General features: G+C 67.1%; 20 protein-coding genes. 11 read left to right on the top strand and 9 right to left on the bottom strand.

The window, feature by feature from the left end:
• The first annotated feature begins 140 nt into the window (after positions 1 to 140).
• The 3 genes from CJZ82_RS18925 to CJZ82_RS18915 are packed head-to-tail and all read left to right on the top strand — an operon-like array spanning position 141 to position 1185.
• Positions 141 to 782, top strand: a complete 642-nt coding sequence (locus CJZ82_RS18925; RefSeq protein ID WP_233130141.1) for a transporter substrate-binding domain-containing protein — start codon at positions 141 to 143, stop codon at positions 780 to 782.
• Positions 783 to 804: 22 nt separating this feature from the next.
• Positions 805 to 975, top strand: coding sequence for a hypothetical protein (locus CJZ82_RS18920; protein ID WP_233130135.1), 171 nt, complete (start codon positions 805 to 807; stop codon positions 973 to 975).
• An 18-nt stretch (positions 976 to 993) separates the two neighbouring features.
• Positions 994 to 1185, top strand: a complete 192-nt coding sequence (locus tag CJZ82_RS18915; protein ID WP_233130134.1) for a hypothetical protein — start codon at positions 994 to 996, stop codon at positions 1183 to 1185.
• A 66-nt stretch (positions 1186 to 1251) separates the two neighbouring features.
• Here the strand turns inward: CJZ82_RS18915 and CJZ82_RS08600 are convergent, their stop codons facing one another.
• From CJZ82_RS08600 to acpP, 4 genes are all read right to left on the bottom strand, one after another.
• Positions 1252 to 2352 carry a glycosyltransferase family 2 protein gene (locus CJZ82_RS08600; protein ID WP_094555358.1) on the bottom strand — a complete coding sequence of 367 codons (1101 nt, stop codon included), beginning with the start codon at positions 2350 to 2352 and terminating at the stop codon, positions 1252 to 1254.
• A gap of 35 nt (positions 2353 to 2387) precedes the next feature.
• The gene (gene tkt / locus CJZ82_RS08595) at positions 2388 to 4400 is read right to left on the bottom strand and encodes a transketolase (protein WP_094555357.1); all 2013 of its coding nucleotides are present in this window, start codon (positions 4398 to 4400) and stop codon (positions 2388 to 2390) included.
• A 64-nt stretch (positions 4401 to 4464) separates the two neighbouring features.
• The gene (gene fabF, locus CJZ82_RS08590; RefSeq protein ID WP_094555385.1) at positions 4465 to 5712 is read right to left on the bottom strand and encodes a beta-ketoacyl-ACP synthase II; all 1248 of its coding nucleotides are present in this window, start codon (positions 5710 to 5712) and stop codon (positions 4465 to 4467) included.
• A gap of 8 nt (positions 5713 to 5720) precedes the next feature.
• Positions 5721 to 5963 (bottom strand): acyl carrier protein, encoded by a 243-nt coding sequence (gene acpP / locus CJZ82_RS08585; protein ID WP_006172464.1) that lies wholly within the window; start codon positions 5961 to 5963, stop codon positions 5721 to 5723.
• 148 nt (positions 5964 to 6111) lie between these two features.
• Here acpP and psaC point away from each other — a divergent pair, with 148 nt between their 5' ends.
• The 4 genes from psaC (at position 6112) to CJZ82_RS08565 (ending at position 10833) form a co-directional block, all read left to right on the top strand.
• Positions 6112 to 6357, top strand: a complete 246-nt coding sequence (psaC, locus tag CJZ82_RS08580) for a photosystem I iron-sulfur center protein PsaC (RefSeq protein WP_006172463.1) — start codon at positions 6112 to 6114, stop codon at positions 6355 to 6357.
• Positions 6358 to 6505: 148 nt separating this feature from the next.
• Positions 6506 to 8431 (top strand): glutamine--fructose-6-phosphate transaminase (isomerizing), encoded by a 1926-nt coding sequence (gene glmS, locus CJZ82_RS08575; RefSeq protein ID WP_094555356.1) that lies wholly within the window; start codon positions 6506 to 6508, stop codon positions 8429 to 8431.
• A 29-nt stretch (positions 8432 to 8460) separates the two neighbouring features.
• Positions 8461 to 9723 carry a hemolysin family protein gene (locus CJZ82_RS08570; protein WP_094555384.1) on the top strand — a complete coding sequence of 421 codons (1263 nt, stop codon included), beginning with the start codon at positions 8461 to 8463 and terminating at the stop codon, positions 9721 to 9723.
• A gap of 102 nt (positions 9724 to 9825) precedes the next feature.
• A complete protein-coding gene (locus CJZ82_RS08565) occupies positions 9826 to 10833 on the top strand; it encodes a Gfo/Idh/MocA family protein (protein ID WP_094555355.1) in 1008 nt (335 codons plus the stop codon).
• On the opposite strand, the gene CJZ82_RS08560 is transcribed toward CJZ82_RS08565, so the two are convergent.
• On the bottom strand, positions 10794 to 14117 hold the full coding sequence (locus CJZ82_RS08560) for a glycoside hydrolase family 15 protein (protein WP_233130133.1): 3324 nt from the start codon (positions 14115 to 14117) through the stop codon (positions 10794 to 10796). The two genes, CJZ82_RS08565 and CJZ82_RS08560, sit on opposite strands and share 40 nt — an antisense overlap.
• A gap of 94 nt (positions 14118 to 14211) precedes the next feature.
• Between CJZ82_RS08560 and CJZ82_RS08555 the strand changes: the two genes are divergently transcribed.
• A complete protein-coding gene (locus CJZ82_RS08555) occupies positions 14212 to 14943 on the top strand; it encodes a WecB/TagA/CpsF family glycosyltransferase (RefSeq protein ID WP_094555382.1) in 732 nt (243 codons plus the stop codon).
• A 47-nt stretch (positions 14944 to 14990) separates the two neighbouring features.
• Here the strand turns inward: CJZ82_RS08555 and CJZ82_RS08550 are convergent, their stop codons facing one another.
• Positions 14991 to 15143, bottom strand: coding sequence for a photosystem II reaction center protein K (locus tag CJZ82_RS08550; protein WP_094555354.1), 153 nt, complete (start codon positions 15141 to 15143; stop codon positions 14991 to 14993).
• A 34-nt stretch (positions 15144 to 15177) separates the two neighbouring features.
• Complete coding sequence (gene tgt, locus CJZ82_RS08545; RefSeq protein WP_094555353.1) at positions 15178 to 16323, bottom strand: tRNA guanosine(34) transglycosylase Tgt; 1146 nt, start codon at positions 16321 to 16323, stop codon at positions 15178 to 15180.
• A gap of 53 nt (positions 16324 to 16376) precedes the next feature.
• Between tgt and CJZ82_RS08540 the strand changes: the two genes are divergently transcribed.
• Positions 16377 to 17156, top strand: coding sequence for an adenosylcobinamide-GDP ribazoletransferase (locus CJZ82_RS08540; RefSeq protein ID WP_094555352.1), 780 nt, complete (start codon positions 16377 to 16379; stop codon positions 17154 to 17156).
• Here CJZ82_RS08540 and CJZ82_RS08535 read toward each other — a convergent pair.
• Positions 17153 to 18247, bottom strand: a complete 1095-nt coding sequence (locus CJZ82_RS08535; RefSeq protein ID WP_369820035.1) for a sensor histidine kinase — start codon at positions 18245 to 18247, stop codon at positions 17153 to 17155. The genes CJZ82_RS08540 and CJZ82_RS08535 overlap by 4 nt on opposite strands.
• A gap of 432 nt (positions 18248 to 18679) precedes the next feature.
• Between CJZ82_RS08535 and CJZ82_RS08530 the strand changes: the two genes are divergently transcribed.
• Complete coding sequence (locus CJZ82_RS08530) at positions 18680 to 19051, top strand: DUF3155 domain-containing protein (protein ID WP_094555351.1); 372 nt, start codon at positions 18680 to 18682, stop codon at positions 19049 to 19051.
• 62 nt (positions 19052 to 19113) lie between these two features.
• Here the strand turns inward: CJZ82_RS08530 and CJZ82_RS08525 are convergent, their stop codons facing one another.
• The gene (locus CJZ82_RS08525) at positions 19114 to 19719 is read right to left on the bottom strand and encodes an alpha/beta hydrolase (protein WP_094555350.1); all 606 of its coding nucleotides are present in this window, start codon (positions 19717 to 19719) and stop codon (positions 19114 to 19116) included.
• Between the two features lie 135 nt (positions 19720 to 19854).
• Here CJZ82_RS08525 and purH point away from each other — a divergent pair, with 135 nt between their 5' ends.
• Entirely contained in the window at positions 19855 to 21408 is a 1554-nt protein-coding gene (gene purH / locus CJZ82_RS08520) for a bifunctional phosphoribosylaminoimidazolecarboxamide formyltransferase/IMP cyclohydrolase (protein ID WP_094555349.1), read from the top strand.
• Positions 21409 to 21461: the final 53 nt, after the last annotated feature.

The raw sequence follows: 21461 nt of genomic DNA, 5'->3' as shown, positions 1-21461 counted from the left end.
GGCAGAAGCGGTGTCGAGCACAAGGAGGAGGCGATACCACCGAGCCAACCCCATGCTGGCAGCTCAGGCCAGAGCGCCTGTGACACACTTTGAATCAGCCCTGGGGGGGGTTGCCCGTTTCTGCCGGAGCGTTGGCGCCAGTGTTGCGGGTGGGAGTGGTGGATGGGGCGCCTCCGTGCAGCTACCGGGACGCTGGTGCCTGGCGGGGGCTGGCAATCGATCTATGGAACCGGATTGCCACGCGCGAGCGTCTTGCTTACGTGGTCACGGAGATGCCCACGGTCCAGGAGATGTTGGAGGGCACCCGCGACGGCAGGCTGGATCTGGCGGTGGGCTGCCTCAACGTGTCGCCTGATCGGCTGGAGCGTTACCGCTTCAGTCTTCCCTTCCAGGAGGATGGGCTGGCGGTGATGGTGGTGCAGAGTCGGCTTGATCTAGGTCGCTCATTCCTGGCAGCGCTGCTGACGCCCGCTCTGCTGCAGCTGCTGGGGGGCTACCTGCTGGCGATCGCGCTTCTGGCGCTGCTGACCTGGAACGTGGAGCGCTACCCCCAGCAGCCCCAGACCCTCAGTCAAGGGCGCGTTCGCCGCTTCAGCAAAGTGTTCCAGGTGCTGGCGACCGGACCTGGCAGCAATACGCTCGTTGTCACCACCCGGGGGAACAGCATCGTGCTGGCGGCCTTACATGGTGAGGATCGTCTCAGCCTCCCTGCTGGTTGGCTATCTCACCGTGAATGTGGCACAGGAGGTGCAGGGCACGGCCAGCGGAGGGATCCGTTCTGAGTCAGATCTGCGCGGTCTGCGGGTGGGAGTGCGCAGCGGCACGGTGAGCGAAGCGTTGCTGCAGGAACTCAACGCCGCCAACACGGGCCCGAAGGTATCGATCCTGCCCGTTACCAGCATTCGTTCGGGGGTTGATCTTCTGGTCTCCAGGCGAGTCGATGCGTTGCTGGGCGACAACCTGCAGCTGAGCTAACTGTTGATCAATTCTCCGTTGAAAGGCTTCCTGCCCAGCCTGGCCCTGCAGGGCATTCGGCCTGAATCCCAGGCGTTTGTCTTTGCCCCTGGATTGCCTGAGGGCACTGCTCAACGGATTGATCTGGCGATCAGCGAACTCAAGCGCAGTGGCGTGGTGAGCTCCCTGCGACAACAAGCCACGACTGTTGTCAGCACCCCAACCCGCTGAACCGATCAGCTCCGTCCAAAAGACTTGCTCAGCCCGATCTGGACCAGCAAGCTCTGCCGAGCCCTGCTACGGCGTGTTCCACACGAAGCGCGATGACGCCGCGTAGTTCCACACGAACACCACCAGAATGCCGGCCAGTTGAGCCCAGAAGGTGTTGCGGGACACCAGGTTGTAAAACGTTGAGGCCACGCCCACATTGGCCAGCACCGGCAGGGAGGCCACCAGCAGGAACTTGAGCAGGCCCTTCAGCAGCGCTGTTCCCTGTTGGCGTTGGAAGCGGAAGGTCAGTGCGTTGTTGATCAGGTAATTGGAGCTGGCAGCCACCACCACCGCAATCGGCAGTGCTTGCCTGAAGACCAGCCCTGCGCCGCCCATCAGCGCCTGCACCACCAGCATCTGAACCGCTATTCCGCTCAGGCCCACCAGGGCGAAGCTGATGGCTCGGCGGGGAATCGAGCGCAGCAGCAGGGTGTGCAGAATTGACACTCCCAGATCCCAGACGATCGCCAGGTCAAGCTTGGAATCACCAGCCACCCGGGCCTGGAAGCGCAGGGGAATTTCACTCACCCGCAGTGAACCGCGGCTGATCGAGAGCAGTTCGTAGAGAAACTTGAATCCATTCACATCCACCCGACGCACATAGCGCAGGGCGGCCTCGGGCCGCAGGGCAAAGAAGCCGCTCATGTAATCCGTGAGCCGGCTGTAGCCGGGAAGGCTGAAGCGGGCAATGGTGTTGGCCCAGGTGGAGTTGCGGGTCCGCTTCTCACTCAGGCCATGAATGGCCGCCTCGGTGTGGAAGCGGCTGCCCACCACCAGATCGCTGCCGCTGCTCACCAGAGCCTCAACAGCGGCTTCCACCGCAGCCGGCTCGTGCTGGCCGTCGCAGTCCATGACCACGATCACATCGCCGGTGGCATCGAGAATGCCCTCCTTGATGGCGCTGGCCAGGCCGGCGCGCCCCACCCGGCGGATCAGGCGCACACCGGCCTGGCCATGGGCCAGCTGTTTGACCAGATCCGCTGTGCCGTCAGCCGAGTCGTCGTCCACGAAGAGCACTTCAAGATCGAAGCGTTGCTTCAGTGGCAGCAGTTCCTCCAGGATCCTGGCGACGTTCTGCCGTTCGTTGTAAGTCGGCAGAACGATCGACAGGCGTTCCGGGGTGTCCATTGGCCCTGAACCCTGGCTTGTGGAGGGGGAGTTGCTCAGAGCGCCTTGGCCTTGGCGACCACGTTCTCCACGGTGAAGCCGAACTGCTCCAGGCAGACCGGCCCAGGAGCGGAGGCGCCGAAGCGGTCGATCGAAACGGTGTCACCGTCTAGGCCGACGTACTTGTGCCAGCCGAAGGAGCCGGAGGCTTCCACCAACAGGCGTTTGCGCACCGCGGAGGGCAGCACCGACTCGCGGTAGCCGGCGTCCTGCTCCTCGAACAGCTCCACGCAGGGCATGGAGACCACACGCACGTTGTGGCCCTCGCCGCGCAACTCCTTGGCTGCTTTGACGCAGAGATCCAGTTCGGTGCCGGAGCCGATCAGGATCAGCTCGGGGCTGCCGTTGCTGTCTTCAAGGATGTAACCGCCCTTGGCCACATGCTCGGGAGCCGAGTTGGGCTGGTTCACCATCGCCTGGCGGCTGAGGGCCAGCACCGTGGGCCGCTTGCGGTTGGTCACGGCCACCTGGTAGGCGCCACTGGTTTCGTTGCCGTCGCCTGGGCGGATCACCAGCAGGTTGGGGATCGAGCGCAGCGAAGCAAGGGTCTCGACCGGCTGGTGGGTAGGTCCGTCTTCGCCGAGGCCGATCGAATCGTGGGTGAGCACGTAGATCACGCCCAGCTCACTCAGGGCCGAGAGGCGCATGGCGCCCACCATGTAGCCGGCAAACACCAGGAAGGTGCCTCCGTAGGGAATCAGGCCGCTGTCGTGGTAAGCGATGCCGTTGAGAATCGCCGCCATGGCGTGCTCGCGCACACCGAAATGCAGGTAGCGGTTGGCTTCGCTGCCCTTCTGGAAACTCTGCTCCCCCTTGATGTCGGTGAGGTTGGAGTGGGTGAGGTCGGCGGAGCCGCCGATCAGCTCGGGCAGATCGGGACCGATCGCATTGAGAACGTTGTATGAATACTGGCGGGTGGCCAGTCCCTTGTCGTCGGGGGTGAAGCGGGGGAGCTTGGCGTCCCAGCTCTGGGGCAGTTCGCCGCGCAGCATGCGCTCGAATTCAGCGGCTTCGGCGGGGTGCTGGCTGCGGTAGGCCGCCAGGGTGTTGTCCCACTCGGCTTCCAGTACTGCGCCGCGTTCGCGGGCCTTGCGCCACTGCTCATAGGCCTCCTCAGGCACCTCGAACGGGCCATGGCTCCACCCCAGCGACTTGCGGGTGAGATCGGCTTCCTCAGCTCCCAGGGCTGCGCCGTGCACCCCGGCGGTGTCGGCCTTGTTGGGGGAGCCGTAGCCGATGGTGGTGGTGACCTTGATCAGGCTGGGCTTGTCGGTGACCGCCTTGGCCGCTGCGATCGCGAGGCTGATCGCCTCGATGTTGGTGTTGCCTTCGGCCACGTGCTGCACGTGCCAGCCGTAGGCCTCGTAGCGCTTGAGCACATCCTCGGTGAAGGACACCTTGGTGCTGCCGTCGATCGTGATGTGGTTGTCGTCGTAGAGGGCAATCAGCTTGCCCAGGCCGAGGTGACCGGCCAGGGAGGCGGCTTCACCGGAGATACCCTCCTGGTGGCAACCGTCGCCCATGATCACGTAGGTGTGGTGATCGACGAGGGTGGTTCCCGGGCGGTTGAATTTCGCGGCCAGATGGGCCTCGGCGATCGCCAGCCCAACTGCATTGGAGATCCCCTGACCCAGAGGCCCGGTGGTGACCTCAACCCCGGGGGTTTCGAAGGTTTCTGGGTGGCCGGGAGTCTTGGAGCCCCACTGGCGGAACTGCTTGATGTCTTCGAGCGAAACGCTGTCGTAACCACTCAGGTGCAGCAGCGCATACAGCAGCATGCAGCCGTGGCCGGCCGAGAGCACGAAGCGGTCGCGGTTGAACCACTTCGGGTTGGCCGGATTGTGGCGCAGGTGCTTATCCCACAGGGCATAGGCCATCGGTGCCGCGCCCATCGGCAGGCCGGGGTGCCCGGAGTTGGACTTGTTGATCGCGTCGATCGCCAGGAAGCGAATGCTGTTGACGCAGAGGTTGTCGACGGACAGGGTGTCCACTGTGGGGGCGGCGACCATGGTTGGGGGGAGGAGTGGGGGAGTGAGGCGTTCCGGGCGGCCCAGAGCTGGCAGTGCCAGCTCTTCAGCGCATCCGACGGAAAGCGAGGCAGACGTTGTGACCGCCAAACCCGAACGAATTCGAGAGAACGACGTTCAGTTTCTGTTCCCGCGCCTGATTGGGCACGACATCCAGATCACAGGCCGGATCCGGATTTTGGTAATTGATGGTAGGTGGTACGAGGTTGTGGCCTATCGCCAGGACGGCGGCCACGGCCTCGATCCCACCGCTGCCGCCGAGCAGGTGACCGGTCATCGACTTGGTCGAACTGACGGGAATCCGGTATGCGTGCTCGCCCAGGGCTGCCTTGATCGCCGCGGTCTCGTTGCTGTCGTTGGCCTGGGTGCTGGTGCCGTGGGCATTGACGTAGTCGACCTGCTCGGGCTCCAGCCGTGCGTCGGCCATGGCCAGCCGCATCGCTTCGGCGCCACCGAGGCCCCCTGGAGTGGGGGAGGTGATGTGGTGAGCGTCACAAGTCATGCCGTAGCCAACCACCTCGGCCAGGATCTCGACCCCGCGGGCGCGGGCATTCTCCAGGCTTTCGAGCACCAGGATTCCTGAGCCCTCACCGATCACGAAGCCGTTGCGTTCGGCGTCGAAGGGGCGGCTGGCGGTGGCGGGATCGTCGTTGCGGAAGGAGAGAGCCTTGGCACTGGCGAAGCCCGCCACCCCCAGGGGAGTGATTGCCGATTCAGCTCCGCCGCACACCATGGCGTCGGCAAGGCCCAGCTGGATCAGGCGGAAGGCATCGCCGATGGCATTGGATCCAGCGGCGCAGGCCGTGGATACAGCACTGCTGGGACCCTTGGCCCCGAGCGCGATGGCGGTCAGCCCGGCCGCCATGTTCGGAATCATCATCGGCACGCAGAACGGGCTGACCCGGTCCGGTCCCCGGTCGGCGAGCACATGGGCCTGGCTTTCCATCATCAGCAATCCGCCCACACCGGAGCCGATCGCCACACCGATGCGGTGCTGCGTGCTCTCGTCGATCAGGAGTTGCGCCTGGTCAACCGCCTGCTTGGAGGCCACGACACCGAACTGACAGAAACGGTCCCAGCGCTTGGTCTCCTTACGATCCAGCACAGCGCTGGGATCGAAGTTCTTCACCTCGGCCGCGAATCGGCAGGCATGCCGTGAGGCATCGAACAGAGTGATCGGTGCCACCCCGTTAGAGCCGAGCCGCAACCCATCCCAGTAATGGGAGACGTCGTTGCCGATCGGTGTGACCGCGCCGAGGCCCGTGACCACGACACGGCGGAGACCCTCCACCATCGACACCCTCAGGCCTGCTTGTCCAGGATGTACTTGACGGCGTCACCGACGGTGGTGATGCCTTCCGCCGACTCGTCAGGGATCTCAATGTCGAAGGCCTCTTCCAGGGCCATGACCAGTTCCACCGTGTCGAGCGAGTCCGCGCCCAGATCATTCTGGAAATTCGACTCCGGCTTGACTTCAGCGGCATCGACGCTGAGCTGCTCGGCAACGATCGAACGGACTTTCTCGAAGATCGCTTCCTGTGACATGGCCGGTGTGAGGGAGGCCGCATCCTACGGGTCGCCCTGAACGGCTCCCTGGTCCGTATGAAAAAGGGTGACGGCCTGAGGCCACTGACGGTGGGCTTCCAGACGGTTTGAGTACTTTGACCGGACGCCGTTCGCTCTCTGGCCGGGCATGTCCCATTCAGTCAAGATCTACGACACCTGCATCGGCTGCACCCAGTGCGTCCGTGCCTGCCCTCTCGACGTTCTCGAGATGGTTCCCTGGGACGGCTGCAAAGCTGGCCAGATCGCCTCATCGCCTCGCACCGAAGACTGCGTGGGTTGCAAGCGCTGTGAAACCGCCTGCCCCACTGATTTCCTGAGCATCCGCGTCTATCTCGGGGATGAAACCAGCCGGAGCATGGGCCTGGCCTACTGAGGCCTGCACTCGCTCTGAGCACGTCCGCCCGGCTTGTCCGGGCTTTTTCATGGCCGCCGGCATCGCTCACTCCTTCCGCCGCAATGCCGGCGGGCTAGGCGCGCGGGCGGTGATCCTTTAGAAACAGCCGAAGTCCGGCCCCTCAGCCATGTGCGGCATCGTTGCGGTCATCGGCTCCCGTGAGGCGGCTCCCCTGCTGCTGGAGGGTCTGCGCCAGCTCGAATACCGCGGCTACGACTCCGCGGGCATCGCCACCGTCCAGGCGCCGGAGCCCGGCAGTGGCAATCTGTCCGGGCGGCTCACCCTGCTGCGGGCCGAGGGCAAGCTCGTCAACCTCACGGGCCGCTATGAGGCCCAGGGGGCCCTGGGTCATTGCGGCATCGGCCATACCCGCTGGGCCACCCATGGCAAGCCGGAGGAGCGCAACGCCCACCCCCATCTCGATGGCAGCGGCAGTCTTGCCGTGGTTCAGAATGGCATCATCGAGAACCACCGGCTGCTCAGGGAGTCGTTGCAGGCGGAAGGAGTTCACTTCCGCTCCGACACCGACACCGAAGTGATCCCTCACCTGGTGGCCCTGAAGCTCGGGGAGCTTCAGGGCTCGGGCAGCCAGGCTTCGCCCCAGCTGCTGCTCCAGGCGGTGCAGCAGGTGCTGCCCCAGCTGCACGGGGCCTATGCCCTGGCGGTGGTCTGGGCCGATGCGCCCGGAGCGGTGGTGGTGGCCCGCCGCCAGGCGCCGCTGGTGATCGGTCTGGGGGAGGGGGAATTCCTCTGCGCCAGTGACACTCCCGCCCTGGCGGGCTTCACCCGCACCATCCTTCCCCTCGAAGACGGCGAAACGGCCCTGCTCACCCCGCTGGGCATCGAGCTCTACGGGCCGGCGACCGAGCGGGTGCAGCGTGCCCCCAGCCTGCTGCAGGGCACCGAGCACGTGGCGGACAAGCGCAGCTTCCGCCACTTCATGCATAAGGAGATCCACGAGCAGCCCGAGACGGCGGCGCTCTGGGTGGCCCGCCATCTGCCCACCGAGTCGCCGGGGGTGCCAGGCACCCCGTCGCTGGTGGCCCTGCCGCTTCAGGATCAGCTCTTCGACGGGGTGGAGCGGATCCAGATCCTGGCCTGCGGCACCAGTCGCCATGCGGCCCAGGTGGGGGCCTATCTGCTGGAGCAGCTCGCGGGACTGCCCACTGCGGTGCACTACGCCAGTGAATTCCGCTACGCGCCACCGCCGCTGGCGCCCCATACGCTCACCATCGGCGTGACCCAGTCGGGTGAGACCGCCGACACCCTGGCGGCGCTGCAGATGGAGCAGAAACGCCGGGAGCTGATCGCTGATCCGGCTTTCGCTCCCAGGCTGCTGGGCATCACCAACCGGCCGGAGAGCTCCCTGGGCCGGCTGGTGCCCCACCTGCTCGATATCGGCGCCGGCATCGAGGTGGGCGTGGCCGCCACCAAGACCTTCCTCGGTCAGCTGCTCGCCTTTTACGGCCTCGCCCTCTCATTCGCCGAGCGTCGCTCCAGCCGCTCCCCGGCCCGGCTGCTCGAGCTGGTGGCCGGGCTGCGGGCCCTGCCCGCCCAGCTGCAGACCCTGCTGGAAGAGCAGGATCTGCTCTGCGCCGAGCTGGCCCACCAGTTCGCCGACACCCAGGATGTGATCTTTCTGGGCCGTGGCATCAACTTCCCGATCGCCCTCGAAGGGGCCCTGAAGCTCAAGGAGATCAGTTACATCCATGCCGAGGGCTATCCGGCCGGTGAGATGAAGCACGGCCCCATCGCCCTGCTCGACGCGCGGGTGCCGGTGGTGTCGATCGCGGTGCCCGGCACTGTTTTCGACAAGGTGCTCTCCAACGCCCAGGAGGCGAAGGCGCGCGATGCCCGGCTGATCGGCGTGGCCCCACGCGGCCCCGACACGGAGATCTTTGATGTGTTGTTGCCGGTGCCTGAGGTGGATGAGCTGCTCAGCCCCCTGTTGACGGTGATTCCGATGCAGTTGCTGAGCTATCACATCGCCGCCCACCGCGGCCTTGATGTGGATCAGCCTCGCAATCTGGCCAAGAGCGTCACCGTGGAGTGAATCCCTACCCGCTCGCTGCTTTTCTTCCCATGCGCCTGCTCGTTGTGCTGCTGGCCCTGCTGGCGCTGTTGGCCTTTTTCGCCGCAAGCGAGTTCGCCCTGATTCACCTGCGGCCCAGCCGGGTCAAGGTGCTCGCCGCCGACGGTCACGGCGGCGCCCTCTCGGCAGAGCGGTTGCAGCAGCGCCTGCGCCGGGTGCTGGTCGCCACCCAGCTGGGGGCGGCCCTGGCCATGGTGGCCCTCGGCTGGGGTGGCCGTGGTCTGGCGGTGCGGCTCGATCCTGGTGCCGAGCGCCTCTGGGTCGATGTGCTGGTGTTTCTGGCCCTGGTGGGCCTGGCCACGGTGATCGGTGGCGTGGCTCCCAAGGCCTGGGTGATGCACCGGCCGGAGAGCTCGGCCCTGCAGCTCGCACCCTTGCTGGAGTGGGTGATCCGCACCCTCTGGCCCCTGGTGATTCTGGTGGAGCGTTTCGCTAATGGCCTGCTGCGCCTGCTTGGGCTGCCCCGCAACTGGGATGAGCTGGTGCCCGCCCTCTCCGCCGGCGAGCTGGAAACCCTGATCGAATCCAACAGCGTCACCGGTCTGCTTCCGGATGAGCGCAGCATCCTCGAAGGAGTGTTCTCGCTGCGGGACACCCAGGTGCGTGAGGTGATGGTGCCCCGTTCCGGCATGGTCACCCTGCCCCTGGAGGTGACCTTCGCCGAGCTGATGGAGGTTGTGCACGCCACCGCCCACGCCCGTTTCCCCGTCATCGGTCAGTCGCTTGATGACGTGCGCGGTGTGCTGGACCTGCGCCGCCTGGCCGAACCGATTGCCAAGGGCCTCCTGCAGGGCGACACGCCCCTGGCTCCCTACATCACCCCGGTGGCGCGGGTGCAGGAAACGGTGTCGCTGGCGGTGCTTCTGCCGCTGATCCGCAGCGGCCAGCCCCTGCTGGTGGTGGTGGATGAACATGGCGGCACCGAGGGCCTGGTCACCGTGGCCGACCTCACCAGCGAGATCGTCGGCGATGAGGACGATCTGATCACCATCCGCCAGAACCTGCAGCGGCTGCAGGACGACACCTGGCTGGTGGCCGGTGATCTGGAGATCTTCGAGCTCAACCGCCAGCTCAACCTCTCCCTGCCGGAGGCCGACGGCCACCACACCCTGGCGGGCTTCATGCTGGAGCGGCTGCAGCACATCCCGACCCCCGGCGAGAGCCTGCGCTGGAAGGGGCACCAGTTCGAGATCAGCGCCATGGACGGCCCCCGCATCGAGCGGGTTCAGATCACCCGTCGCGGCACCGATTGAGACGACTCCTCACCAGCTCTGGTGCCGACGGAGCTGATGATCATTGATAATGCCTGCACTGGAGCGGCTGGAGATCACGTTGGCGGGTGTGCTGGTGCGGCGATGAGCAGCGATCCCATCACCCCGGTCAAGGTGGGGGTCATCGGCATCGGCAACATGGGATGGCACCACGCCAGGGTCCTGAGCCTGCTGCGGGACGCAGAGCTGGTGGGGGTGGCCGATCCCGATCAACGTCGCGGTCAGCTGGCTGTTGAGCAGTTCGGCTGCCGTTGGTTCGAGAACTTCGACGACCTGCTCCCCGAGGTCGAGGCGGTCTGCATCGCCGTTCCCACCCTGCTTCACCACCGGGTGGGCATGGCCTGCCTCCAGGCCGGCTTGCATGTGCTGATCGAGAAGCCGATCGCCGCCAGCCAGGAGGAGGCCAGCGAATTGATTCAGGCTGCGGAACTGGCGGGGCGCCAGCTTCAGGTGGGCCATATCGAACGCTTCAACCCCGCCTTTCGCGAACTGCTCAAGGTGGTGGCGAACGAGGAAGTGGTGGTGCTGGAGGCACGCCGTCACAGCCCCCATGCCGACCGAGCCAACGATGTGTCGGTGGTGCTCGATCTCATGATCCACGACATCGACCTCGTGCTTGAGCTTGCTGGCTCCCAGGTGGTGCGGCTGGCGGCGGCGGGCGGGCGCAGTTCCGACGGCCCGATCGATTACGTCAATGCCACCCTCGGTTTCAGCAATGGGGTGGTGGCGAGCCTCACGGCCAGCAAAATGGCCCACCGCAAGATCCGCAGCCTCAGCGCCCATTGCCGCGCCAGCCTGGTGGAAACCGATTTCCTCAATCGCCGGCTGCACATCCACCGCCGCGCCCACGAGTGGGTCTCTGCCGACCACGGCGAATTGCTTTATCGCAATGATGGCTTCATCGAGGAGGTGAGCACCACCTCGATCGAGCCGCTCTATGCCGAGCTGGAACACTTCCTGCTCTGCCTGCGCGGCCGCGAGGTGCCAGCCGTCGATGGCCAGCAGGCCTCCAGGGCCCTGATGCTGGCCAACCTGATCGAGCTGGCGGTGGATCAGCCCTCGCTCTGCATGGCCCTCGACGCACCCATCTGAGCGTCCGTCTCCCCGTCCCTATCCCCAGTCTCGATTTCGGTGAGATCGCGCAGGGCCAGGATCTGCCAGCGGCGGCAACGGGCCGGTGAGGAGGTGTAAAAAAGATCCCAGGCCGCTGACTTCTGCTTGGCGTAATCCTCTCCGCCCAGCTCCGGGTGGGTCTGTTGCCAGCCCACCCGCACCGCGTGGCCGATCACCACGTCGAGGGCCAGGTAGTCGTCGAAGCGCACCTGGGGGTTGGCGCCAACGAACACCACCAGCGAGAGCAGGGTCTCGGTGCAGAGCTGGCGGTATTCAGGAGCTTCGATCTTGCTCAGCAGGTGGTCCACCAGGGCCGCGAAGTTGCGCTCACCCGGGGTCTTCTCCGAGAGCAGGGGCTCGCTCTCAAGGCGGTTGCGTCGCTCCAGCTTGTCGCCGATCACCAGCCCGCGGCAATGGTGGAGCAGATCCCAGATGCCGGCGTAGAAGTCGCGCGGGACCCTTTGCAAGGCCCCCAGGCGCTGGCGGTGCTGCATCCAGCCACAGCCGCTGCCCAGGGGCAGGTCGTCGAGGGGATCGGGCACCTCCCAGCGCACCCGCCCGCTCAGGTGGAGCTGCTCCTTGCGGCGCAGGGCCTCGCGGGCATGGTCCACATCCGCCAGCACCGTGCGCAGGCGCCGTCGGATGGCGTGGGGCGGCAAATCGCAGAGTGCTTCGAAGGCGTCGTCGGCGGTGAGATCCAGCTCGGCCGCCAGCTCGCCGGTGAGCAGGAGCAGCAGCTGCCCCAGCTGGATCGTCAGGCTGCCGCTGAGCAGTGCCTGCTCGGAGCGGGCCAGCCCGTCGAGGGCCAGCAGCAGCTCCTGCTGCAGCATCCACTCACGGCCGTCTTCACCGCTGAAGCGGCGGATCATGGCCCCGATCATGGCGCTCCCCTGGGGCTGGCTGATCAGCGACTCGTGGGTGTAGTTGCGGCCGACCACCACCTGCTTCTGACGCACCAGGATGTCGGTGAGGGCATCCTCCAGCTGGGGATGCACCAGCTGCATCAGTCCGGCGCAGCGTCGCACCACGTTCCAGTCACCCTCGGCCAGGCCCCGGCGGTAGATCTCCTCCACCAGCGCCTGCAGCTTCAGCGGTCCGGCGCTGGATGGGCCCTGCAGGATCGCGCTGCGCCCCAGCCGCTGCACCAGTTGCTCCAGCACTTCCGCCTGCTCGGGCAGGGAGGTGCTGCGCCAGAGCAGATCCGCCAGTCCGGGGATGGCGATGTCCTCCAGTTCCTGTTCCTGCTGGATCGTGAGCGGCTTCTGGCTGGTGCTGTGGCGCAGCACTGGGGCGGCCGGCTGGCTGCGCCTCGCCAGGGGCTGCTCCTGGGGTGGCGGCAGCTCCTCCCAGCAGACCTGATCGATCAGTCCTTCGAGACGATCGAGCTGCACCGGTACGCCTTCCACCAGACCGCTGCGCAGGGCTTCACCCATGCGGATCAAGGTGGCGGGATCACGCTGGAAGGGACTGGCCGCCAGGGGGATCAACAGCAGGGGCAGTCCATCGCCGCGCCACTGCCGCTGGAGCAACCGAAGCTCACTGGTCACGGTGTCAACCAGCTGCTCCGGGTCGTCCGCCAGATAGAAGGTGCCCTCCTCCAGCACCGAGGGCAGGAAGGCCATCATCTCGTCGCAGCTGCCGTTCTGGCCACTTCCAGCGGGGCTGCGATACAGCAGGGCCGTCGCCATGGTTTCCATGCGCACCGGCGGATAGCCACTGAGGCCAAGCCTGGCGTTCGCCCCCACCGAGGCCATGCGTCGGCCCAGTTCCCTGGAGCTGGCCACCCGCACCGAACCCTGAGGGCGCGTCACCGGCAGGCCGGCTTGCTCCAGCGCCGCGGCAATGGTGTCGTTCTCAGGCACCAGGGCCACCAGCACCCGCTCAGCGCCGAGGGGGGCCGGCAGGCGGCGGTGGCTGGGATCGATGTCCTCCGGACTCAACAGACCGTTGAGCAGCAGGTCCCCCAGCCAGGTGAGGCTCTGGGTCCAGAGCAGAGGCACGTTCTCATTGGCGATCCGTTCCTGGGTCCCGGGATGGTGTCGTTCCGCCTCAATCGCTTCGGCAGGCACCAGGTAGAGCTCGGGCAGTTCGGGCACGCCATCGACTTCCACACTCACCGCCTCGAGGCGTCGCCGCCAGTGCCAGGCCTCGCTCCAGCGCTCCTCGCAGCAGGCCGTGACCAGCTCATAGGCGAAGAACAGGGGCCACTCGCACTCGATGCCCTCGAACTGGGCCAGTTCCTCCGGTTCGTAGTGGAGCCGTTCGTGGTCCTCCACCAGGGTCTGGTGGCCGTCGCGGCGAAAGCGCTTGTAGCCGTAGGCGCCGCCGAGATCACGGCGGATCTTGCTGCGCGTGCGCTCCACCAGCTCCGGGTCCTCCACCGCCCAGGCGGGGTAGCCGATCACGGAGAGGCAGGCGCTGTCCACCTCCTTGCTGGCCGACTCCCGCGGCAGCAGGGCCTGCAGGGCACGCCGCAGCCGCACAATCGCCGGATGGGGGATGTGCAGGCAGAAGCTGCCGTCGCCATGGGGGCCGTAGAGATCGAGGCCCTCCAGGGCCTCCAGGGCCGCCTTGACCAGACCGATCGAGCTGGCGTTGCGCTCCGGTTCGCCGTGGTTGCCCTTGTCGCCCCTCTCCCAGATGCCGTAGTCGGCGATCCGGTAGGCCCGGGCCACGTAATACACCAGGTTCTGCAGGAAATCCCGCTCATGGCTGCTCTGCACCACCACCAGCCCGGCCCGGGTCAGCTGGGCCAGTTGCAGCAGATAGAGGGCCGTGGCGTCGAGCTGCAGATGCCCCCAGCCGTCGTCGGGCACCACCGGGTTGCCCGTGCCGGTGTCGAACTTGGCATGGATGGCGTCGAGCCGGTCGAGGCTGCGCTTGAAGCGCTCCACCTTCGGTGCTTGGCGCATCATGGCGCTGAGCAGGCCGCGCATCAGTTGCAGCACCCGCTGGTTCAGCTCATGGCTGCGGATGCAGGGTCCCTTCAGGCGGCGGTGGGCCTGGGCCAGCCCCCAGACGCACTGAATCGAGTAGACGCAATCCCGCACCCAGGCATCGCCGTAGTTGCCGTGCACGGTGTTGGCGGTGCTCGCCGGCAGCAGTCCACTGATCGGATGCTGACGGGCCAGCACCACCCGCTCGATCTGGCTGTCGAGGTGGCGAAGCAGCTCGTGGGCGTCTTCGTCGCTGAGCTGGCGGGCGCCCAGCTGCTCCTGCAGGGGCGGCTCCAGGCCCCCATCGCGGGTCCACTCGCTCGTCATGGTCGGCCTGGTTGCGAGGTTGATGGAGGGATCTGCCCTGCAGATGGGTACTCTCCCTAAATTCTCCCCTGTGATCCGAAGGGACCTGGCCGTGATGGTGACGGAAACTCAGGTTCCCGGGGGCCTGCGCTCGAAGGTGCTGGGACTGCCGGTCGATGTCTGCGCAGATGTGGCTGATGCCGCGCTGAGGCTGCATGGCCGCGGCGGCGGTCAGATCGTCACCCTCAACGCCGAGATGACGATGGCAGCGCTTGAGGATCCTGCCCTGGGGGATGTGATTCGAGCCGCCGAGCTGGTCATCCCCGATGGGGCGGGGGTGGTCTGGGCCCTGGGGCGGCAGGGGCACCGGGTGAGACGTAGCCCGGGCATCGAGCTGGCCGATCGGCTGCTGGTGGAGGCTGCCGAGCGGGGATGGCGGGTGGCCCTGGTGGGGGCATCGCCCACGGTGATGGAGCGCCTGCGGGAGCGCCTGCTGCTGCGGCTGCCGGACCTCGATCTGATCGCCGCGGTACACGGCTATCAAGCCGATGCGGCCTGGCCGGGGCTGGAAGCCACGTTGATAGCCAGCCAGCCGGATCTGGTGCTGGTGGCGCTGGGGGTCCCTCGCCAGGAAACCTGGATCCAGCGGCTGCATCAGGGCCAGAAGGGCCTCTGGATGGGGGTGGGCGGCAGTTTCGATGTCTGGGCCGGGACCAAAAAAAGGGCCCCCGCCTGGATGGGAGCCCTGCAGATCGAATGGTTGTACCGGTTGATCCAGGAACCGAGCCGTTGGCGGCGGATGCTGGCGCTGCCGGCTTTTGCCTGGGCTGTGCTGCGGGGCGGTTGAGGCGCTGCCCAGGAGGTGTGGTTGGTGTGCCTGCCCGGTGCGATGGCTCAGCGGAAGCCGACGGAGGCCTGCCAGACGAAAGCCAGCAGCAGGAAGAAAAGGGGGATGATCGGCAGGATGTCGACCAGTGGGCCGAAGGCCTGATAGGCCTCGGGAAGTTCGGCCAGGGTGGTGGCGGAGATCAGCGCGGAGAAGACCATCCCTGAACGGCGAAAACGTGATATGGGCTGGACGCTACCACGTGTGAGCGGCCCCGGAGCCGGGCTCCCAGGGAGTGAAATCCTCTGCAAAGCAGCCCTCGCGGATCGCCGTCGCCATGGCTGTGCTGAAGCGAATCAGCTGGGTGAGGTTGTGCAGGCTGAGCAGGATCCGGCCGAGCAGTTCGTTGCTGCGGAACAGGTGATGCAGATAAGCCCGGCTGTGAACGGTGCAGGCCGGGCAGGCGCAGCTGGCATCGAGCGGGGTGTGGTCGTGGCGGAAACGGGCGTTGCGCAGATTCCAGCGTTCGCCCTCCACCAGGGCGGTGCCGTGGCGGCCCAGGCGGGTGGGCAGCACGCAGTCGAACAGGTCGATGCCCTGGGCCACGGCGATCGCCATCTCCCGCAGGCTGCCCACACCCATCAGATAGCGGGGACGATCGCTGGGCAGCAGCGGCGCCACCTGGCGCACGATCCGGTGCATGGCCTCCACCGGTTCGCCCACGCTCACGCCGCCGATGGCGATACCGGGCAGGCCCATGGCACTCACCGTCCGTGCCGCCTGCTCGCGCAGATGGGGGAAGGTGCCCCCCTGGACAATGCCGAACAGCGCCTGGTCGCTGCGGTCATGGGTGGCGATGCAACGCTCCAGCCAGGCGTGGGTGCGGCGGCAGGCCTCGCCCACGTCATTTTCGCTGGCGGGATAGGGCGGACATTGATCGAAGGCCATGGCCACATCGGCCCCGAGCGCCATCTGGATCTGCATCGAACGCTCCGGTGTGAGGCTGATGCGGGCGCCGTCTCGGGGCGAGCGGAACACCACTCCCTCGTCACTTATCAGATTTATGTTGCCGAGGCTGAACACCTGGAACCCACCCGAATCGGTGAGCAGGGGCCCATCCCAGCCCATGAAGCGGTGCAGCCCGCCTGCTTCGGCCACGATCCCCTCACCGGGCTGGAGGTGCAGGTGATACGTGTTGGCGAGAACCATCTGGGCGCCGGTGGCCGCCAGCTGGGCCGGGGTCACCCCCTTCACGGTGCCCAGGGTGCCCACCGGCATGAAGCGTGGCGTTTCAACCTGGCCGTGGGGCGTGTGAAAGACGCCGCAGCGGGCCTGGGTACAGGGGCACTGGGCCGTGATCTCGAACCGGAAGGGGTCGGCCGCTGCGGCGGAGCGGGTCACGGCGGCTGGAACGGTTCGGCGTTGAACTTAGTTCGTTCGCCCTGGAGTGGGCGATGAGGCCCCTGGCGGCGCCTCCCTGGCTACGCGATCTGGCCGGGGCCTGGATCTTTTACACGGTGCTGCCCGCCTGGCCACGGCTGCAGCCACGCTTTGAGCGGATTGCCCGCTTCGCCCCGTGGATCGGTCTACTGCAGGGCCTGCTGCAGGGCCTGCTCTGGTGCCTGGCGGAACCCTGGCTCCCGGGAGGGGCCCGCGTAGCTCTGGTTCTGGCCTTTGGCCTCTGGCTGACGGGCGGCATCCACGCCGATGGGGTGATGGACACGGCCGATGGCCTGGCGGCCGGCGACCGGGCCCTGGAGGCGATGGACGACAGCCGGGTCGGGGCCAGTGGGGTGCTTGGCCTGGTTCAGGTGCTGTTGCTGCGGGCGGCCGCGCTGCTCACCCTGGCGGAGTTGAACCTCGGTCCCCTGGTGGCTCTCGGCCTGGTCTGGGCCGGGGTGTGGGGCCGCATCGCCCCGTTGTTTGCCATGCACCTCTTCCCCTACCTGCGGCCCGCCGGCACGGCCGCGTTTCATCAGCGGCACTGGCTCGGCCTCGGCCGGGAGCTCAGGCCAGCGCTGGTGTTGCTGGTGCCGCTCACCCTGGTTGCGGCGTCGATGGGTTGGCCCTGGCAGGGCTTGCTGGGCCTGCTGCCGGCGTGGCTGGTGCCGCTGGGGCTGGGCCGCCGCCTGGGGGGTCACAGCGGTGACAGCTACGGCGCCTGCGTGGAATGGGTGGAGAGCCTGACCCTGCTGCTGCTGGCCCTGGCTGCCCTCCTCGCTGGGGCGGGCTAGGCGCTGGCGCTGGGAGGGAGCTCCAGCAGGAAGGCGTTGCCGGCGTCGGGGAGATCACTGGCAGCAAGGTTGGGGGGGCAGAGCAGACTCAGTTCGCCGCCCATGCTGCGGGCCAGATCCCTGGCCAGGGCCAGCCCCAGTCCCGTGCCAGGAAGGGCCTGGCCCCGCTCCCCCCGGATCCCCCGTCCGAAGATCGCCTCCCGCTCGTCCGGTGAGATCGCCCCTCCGCCATCCCAGACCGTGAGCCTGGGGCTTCCGCCAGATGTCATGGCGGTGTGCAGTCCCACGCTGGTGCCTTCGGGGCTGTAGCGGAAGGCGTTCTCCAGCAGGTTGGCCAGAATTTCGGCCACGGCGGAGCTGTCGCCGCGCCAGTCCGGCAACGAGCTGGGGCCCTGCCAGGGGCGGCCCTGCAGGGCTGCGGTGGCGGCTGCGCGCTGCAGCAGGGGCTCGATCCGCTCCTGCAGGGGTGCGGCGTTGCCGCTCTGGAGGGACGGCGGCAGCAGCAGGGGGCCTGAACTCTGGGGGCCGGCCTGGAGCGCCGCTGGATCCGTGAGCCCGTCGATCGCTTCGATGTAGCGGTGAAGCTGCTGCCCTTCCACCAGCAGGTTCTCCACCAGGGCGCGGTTCTCGGGATCGCCCTCGAGGCGTCGTTTGAGCAGCTGGGCAAAGGTGCGCAGGGCGGCCAGGGGGTTGCGCATCTGGTGCACCAGCAGGCGCAACTGCTGCTGCTGCCGCTCCAGCTGCTCGCTCAGCCGTTGGTGCTCCAGATCCAGCAGCAGGGCCTCGGTGAGGACCTGGGCCGCCGCCTGCAGCCGTGGATGGAGGTTGGCCGGCCAGGCACTCCCAGCCAGTTCCACCCGCAGGGCGCCCAGCAGGGTGCTCTGGTGGCGCAGGGGCAGCCAGCGGCGCTGCTCACTGGGCAGCAGCAGGCTCTCGTCTTCCTCTACGGGGGGAAGGGCCATGCGTTGTGGAGGCCAGTGGCCTGCCGGCATCAGGGCCGGCTTGCCGTCAGCGCGGGGAATGGCCAGATAGACCACCAGAGAGCGGATGTCGCTGCGGTCGGAGAACTGCTCGAGCTGCAAGCGCAGCAAGGTCAGGAAACGCGGCGACACCTGCATCGTGGCCTGGCCGGGAAAGCCTGCAAAAAAAAGTTCCGGGAACCGTGGTTGAAATCTGGGATTTTGCCTTAAGATTTACGTATCGACCACTACTTCGCGGTCCGCGAGCGGACCTCCAGGTGCAGGGGCGAACGCATCGGTTGCACTTTTCTGCAAACGAGGCTACAGCAGAGAGAGACCCGTCCCTCCGCTGTTCGGAGGCATTCCCTGGGATGCCTCCGAGTTGCTTCCTGTCTGGCGATTCCCTGAGCAGCTGCCAGCAGCCGCCCCAGGAATTCCGCTCCCGGTAGCCAGATGTCTGGACGTGCCTGCGCTTCCCCAGGGAGCGCTCAGCAGGTTTGTCTCGTCCTGCGAGACCGCCCCATCCTCTCCGTCCCTCTCCATCTCCCCCTAGGGAGTTGTTTCATGTCCAAGAAGCGCAAGCGGATCAGTCGCCGTCGTCTCGCCGGTCAGCGCGTGCTCGCCCACGTGCCCACCCACAACCTTGAGACCGGAGAGCACAAGCCGGTCACCGCTGCCCGCCGCTACATCGCCGAAACCGGCCTTGAAGCGCCCGCACTGCTCAACGTCCGCCGCAACGAGCACACCACCGATCGTTTCTTCTGGGGTGAGAAGGGCCTGTTCAGCGCCCAGTACGCCGAGGAGAACCACTTTCTGTTCCCCTCCCTGCGCCTGATCGTCGATCAGGTCGGTGAGGACAACCTCTTCGCCGGCCTTGAGTCCACTGGCTCCGACGACTGGGAAGAGATGGAAGAGTACGAATACGCCTTCGTCTGAGGTCTGCTACTGGGGCACCGCCCGATCAACCCCTGTGGATCCATGGATCCACAGGGGTTTGTTTATGGGCGTGGCTGGGGCCAGTGTCTTTGCAGGAAGGAGCGCAGAGCTGGGAACAGGGCCGGGTCAATGCTGTGGCCTCCTTGGAAGCCCAGTAACTCACTCTCACCGCCGGCGCTTCGCCAGAGACGCTGCAGCTCTTCGCTGGCGCCATAGGGCACCACCGGGTCCGCCCGGCCGTGGGTGAGCAGGATCGGCGGTAAGGGGGATTGGGGGCTCCAGCCGGGGTGGGGATAGCCACTGCAGCCGATCACCCCGGCCACCGGCAGTTCGCCAGCCACATCCAGGGCCATGGCAGCCCCCTGGGAGAAGCCGAGAACAATGGTCTGCTCCAGGGGGAGGCTTTCCGCCAGGTCCTCCAGCCGCTGACGCAACAGCAGCCGGGCCTCTGCCAGGCCTGGCCACTCCGGCTGCTGCAGGTCATACCACTGGCGCCCGACTCCGTAGGGGTGGGGTTCGGGCGCGCGCAGGCTGATCACCCCCGTGTCGCGGCTGGCGAGTTCTTCCCCCAGATCCAGCAGGTCGTCGGCATCGGCGCCCCAGCCATGCAGCAGCACCAGCCGTTGCTCGGCGGCGGCGGGTCCGCGGATCAGAAGGTCATCCGTCATGGCACTGGGGTGCTGGCGCACTCGGGTGGGGGTGCCGGCGTCAGGGCCGGAGCTGGGGCCATGGTGCTGCGCGGTTGGTGCTGTTGGGGTGCTGCTGCTGCGTAAGTTGTGGCCAGCACGCCGTCACGACCGTCCATGGCCCCCACCGCGCTGCTGAGTGTGTCGGATAAGCAGGGTTTGGTGGAACTCGCCACGGCCCTGCACCAACGCCATGGCTACAGCCTGCTCTCCAGTGGCGGCACCGCGTCCACCCTGGCTGCCGCCGGCCTGCCGGTGACACGGGTGGCCGACCACACCGGGTCACCGGAAATTCTCGGCGGCCGGGTCAAGACCCTGCATCCGCGAATACACGGCGGCATCCTGGCCCGCCGGGAGGACCCAGCCCACCGAGCTGAGCTGGAGTCCCAGGCGATCACACCCATCGATGTGGTGGTGGTGAACCTCTATCCCTTCCGCGAAACGGTGGCCGACCCTGCCGTCTCCTGGGAGACGGCGGTGGAAACGATCGACATCGGTGGCCCGGCCATGGTGCGTGCCGCCGCCAAGAACCATGCTGACGTGGCGGTGCTCACTGACCCCGGCCAGTACGGCGACTTCCTTTCGGCCCTGGACGAGGGGCGTCTTGATGCCTCCCTGCGCCGCCAGCTCGCCCTTGAGGCCTTCCGTCACACCGCCAGTTACGACAGCGCCATCAGCGGCTGGCTGGCGGAGAAACTGGAGCCTGCGGCGGCGGAGCAGGAGCTCCCTCTGCGGCTGGAGCTGCCCTTGCGCCAGCCCCTGCGCTACGGCGAGAACCCCCACCAGCAGGCCGGTTGGTACAGCGAGCCCGGGGCGGGCTGGGGCGGGGCCCGGCAACTGCAGGGCAAGGAGCTCAGCTTCAACAACCTGCTCGACCTCGATGCCGCCCTGGCCACCGTGAGGGAGTTCGGCTACGGCGCCGACGTCAGGCCCGCGGCTGTTGTGGTGAAGCACACCAACCCCTGCGGTGCGGCTGAGGGCAGCAGCGCCTCTGAGGCCCTGCGGCGGGCCCTGGCGGCGGATTCGGTCTCGGCCTTCGGAGGCATCGTCGCCCTCAACACAGAGGTCGATGGGGCCAGTGCCGAGCGGCTCACCAGCCTGTTCCTGGAATGCGTTGTGGCGCCTGGTTACAGCGAGGAGGCCCTCGCGCGGTTGGGGGCCAAGACCAACCTGCGCCTGCTGGAGCTGCCGGCGGCGGCAGTGGCGCTGGCGCCGCGGCGCCAGCTGCGCACCGTGCTCGGCGGTCTTCTGTCCCAGGACCTCGATGACCAGCCGGTCAGCGAAGCCGATTGGCAGGTTGTCAGCAAGCGGCCGCCCAGCCCCGCCGAACTCGACGACCTGCGTTTCGCCTGGCGTCTGGTGCGCCATGTGCGCTCCAACGCGATCGTGGTGGCCAGGGGCGGGGTCAGCCTGGGGATCGGTGCCGGCCAGATGAACCGGGTCGGCTCCGCACGGCTCGCTCTGGAGTCGGCTGGAGATGCCAGCCAGGGTGCGGTGCTCGCCAGTGATGGTTTCTTTCCCTTCGCTGACACCGTGCGGCTGGCGGCGGAGCACGGGATCACCGCGGTGATCCAGCCGGGCGGCAGCATGCGTGACGGGGAGTCGATCCAGGCTTGTGACCAGCTCGATCTGGCGATGATCTGCACCGGTCGCCGGCACTTCCTGCACTGAACGGGCCAGCCTCGGGCGCCGAACGGCACGGGGAGAATGTGAAGCAGTAGTTT

Origin of the sequence: Synechococcus sp. 1G10 (genome assembly GCF_002252625.1) — a bacterium.
Classification (GTDB): Bacteria; Cyanobacteriota; Cyanobacteriia; order PCC-6307; family Cyanobiaceae; genus Regnicoccus_A.
Note: the sequence above shows the minus strand (reverse complement) of the source record. Positions and strands in the feature narration are given on the sequence as shown.

What these genes read in the sequence shown, in the direction of transcription:
- CJZ82_RS08555 (WP_094555382.1), top strand. Translation starts at nt 14,212, where the DNA reads ATGGTGACGGAAACTCAGGTTCCCGGGGGCCTGCGCTCGAAGGTGCTG.
- purH (WP_094555349.1), top strand. Translation starts at nt 19,855, where the DNA reads ATGGCCCCCACCGCGCTGCTGAGTGTGTCGGATAAGCAGGGTTTGGTG.
- CJZ82_RS08550 (WP_094555354.1), bottom strand. Translation starts at nt 15,143, where the DNA reads ATGGTCTTCTCCGCGCTGATCTCCGCCACCACCCTGGCCGAACTTCCC.
- CJZ82_RS08540 (WP_094555352.1), top strand. Translation starts at nt 16,377, where the DNA reads ATGAGGCCCCTGGCGGCGCCTCCCTGGCTACGCGATCTGGCCGGGGCC.
- CJZ82_RS08560 (WP_233130133.1), bottom strand. Translation starts at nt 14,117, where the DNA reads ATGACGAGCGAGTGGACCCGCGATGGGGGCCTGGAGCCGCCCCTGCAG.
- acpP (WP_006172464.1), bottom strand. Translation starts at nt 5,963, where the DNA reads ATGTCACAGGAAGCGATCTTCGAGAAAGTCCGTTCGATCGTTGCCGAG.
- CJZ82_RS08570 (WP_094555384.1), top strand. Translation starts at nt 8,461, where the DNA reads ATGCGCCTGCTCGTTGTGCTGCTGGCCCTGCTGGCGCTGTTGGCCTTT.
- CJZ82_RS08525 (WP_094555350.1), bottom strand. Translation starts at nt 19,719, where the DNA reads ATGACGGATGACCTTCTGATCCGCGGACCCGCCGCCGCCGAGCAACGG.
- psaC (WP_006172463.1), top strand. Translation starts at nt 6,112, where the DNA reads ATGTCCCATTCAGTCAAGATCTACGACACCTGCATCGGCTGCACCCAG.
- fabF (WP_094555385.1), bottom strand. Translation starts at nt 5,712, where the DNA reads ATGGTGGAGGGTCTCCGCCGTGTCGTGGTCACGGGCCTCGGCGCGGTC.
- tkt (WP_094555357.1), bottom strand. Translation starts at nt 4,400, where the DNA reads ATGGTCGCCGCCCCCACAGTGGACACCCTGTCCGTCGACAACCTCTGC.
- glmS (WP_094555356.1), top strand. Translation starts at nt 6,506, where the DNA reads ATGTGCGGCATCGTTGCGGTCATCGGCTCCCGTGAGGCGGCTCCCCTG.
- CJZ82_RS08530 (WP_094555351.1), top strand. Translation starts at nt 18,680, where the DNA reads ATGTCCAAGAAGCGCAAGCGGATCAGTCGCCGTCGTCTCGCCGGTCAG.
- CJZ82_RS08565 (WP_094555355.1), top strand. Translation starts at nt 9,826, where the DNA reads ATGAGCAGCGATCCCATCACCCCGGTCAAGGTGGGGGTCATCGGCATC.
- CJZ82_RS08600 (WP_094555358.1), bottom strand. Translation starts at nt 2,352, where the DNA reads ATGGACACCCCGGAACGCCTGTCGATCGTTCTGCCGACTTACAACGAA.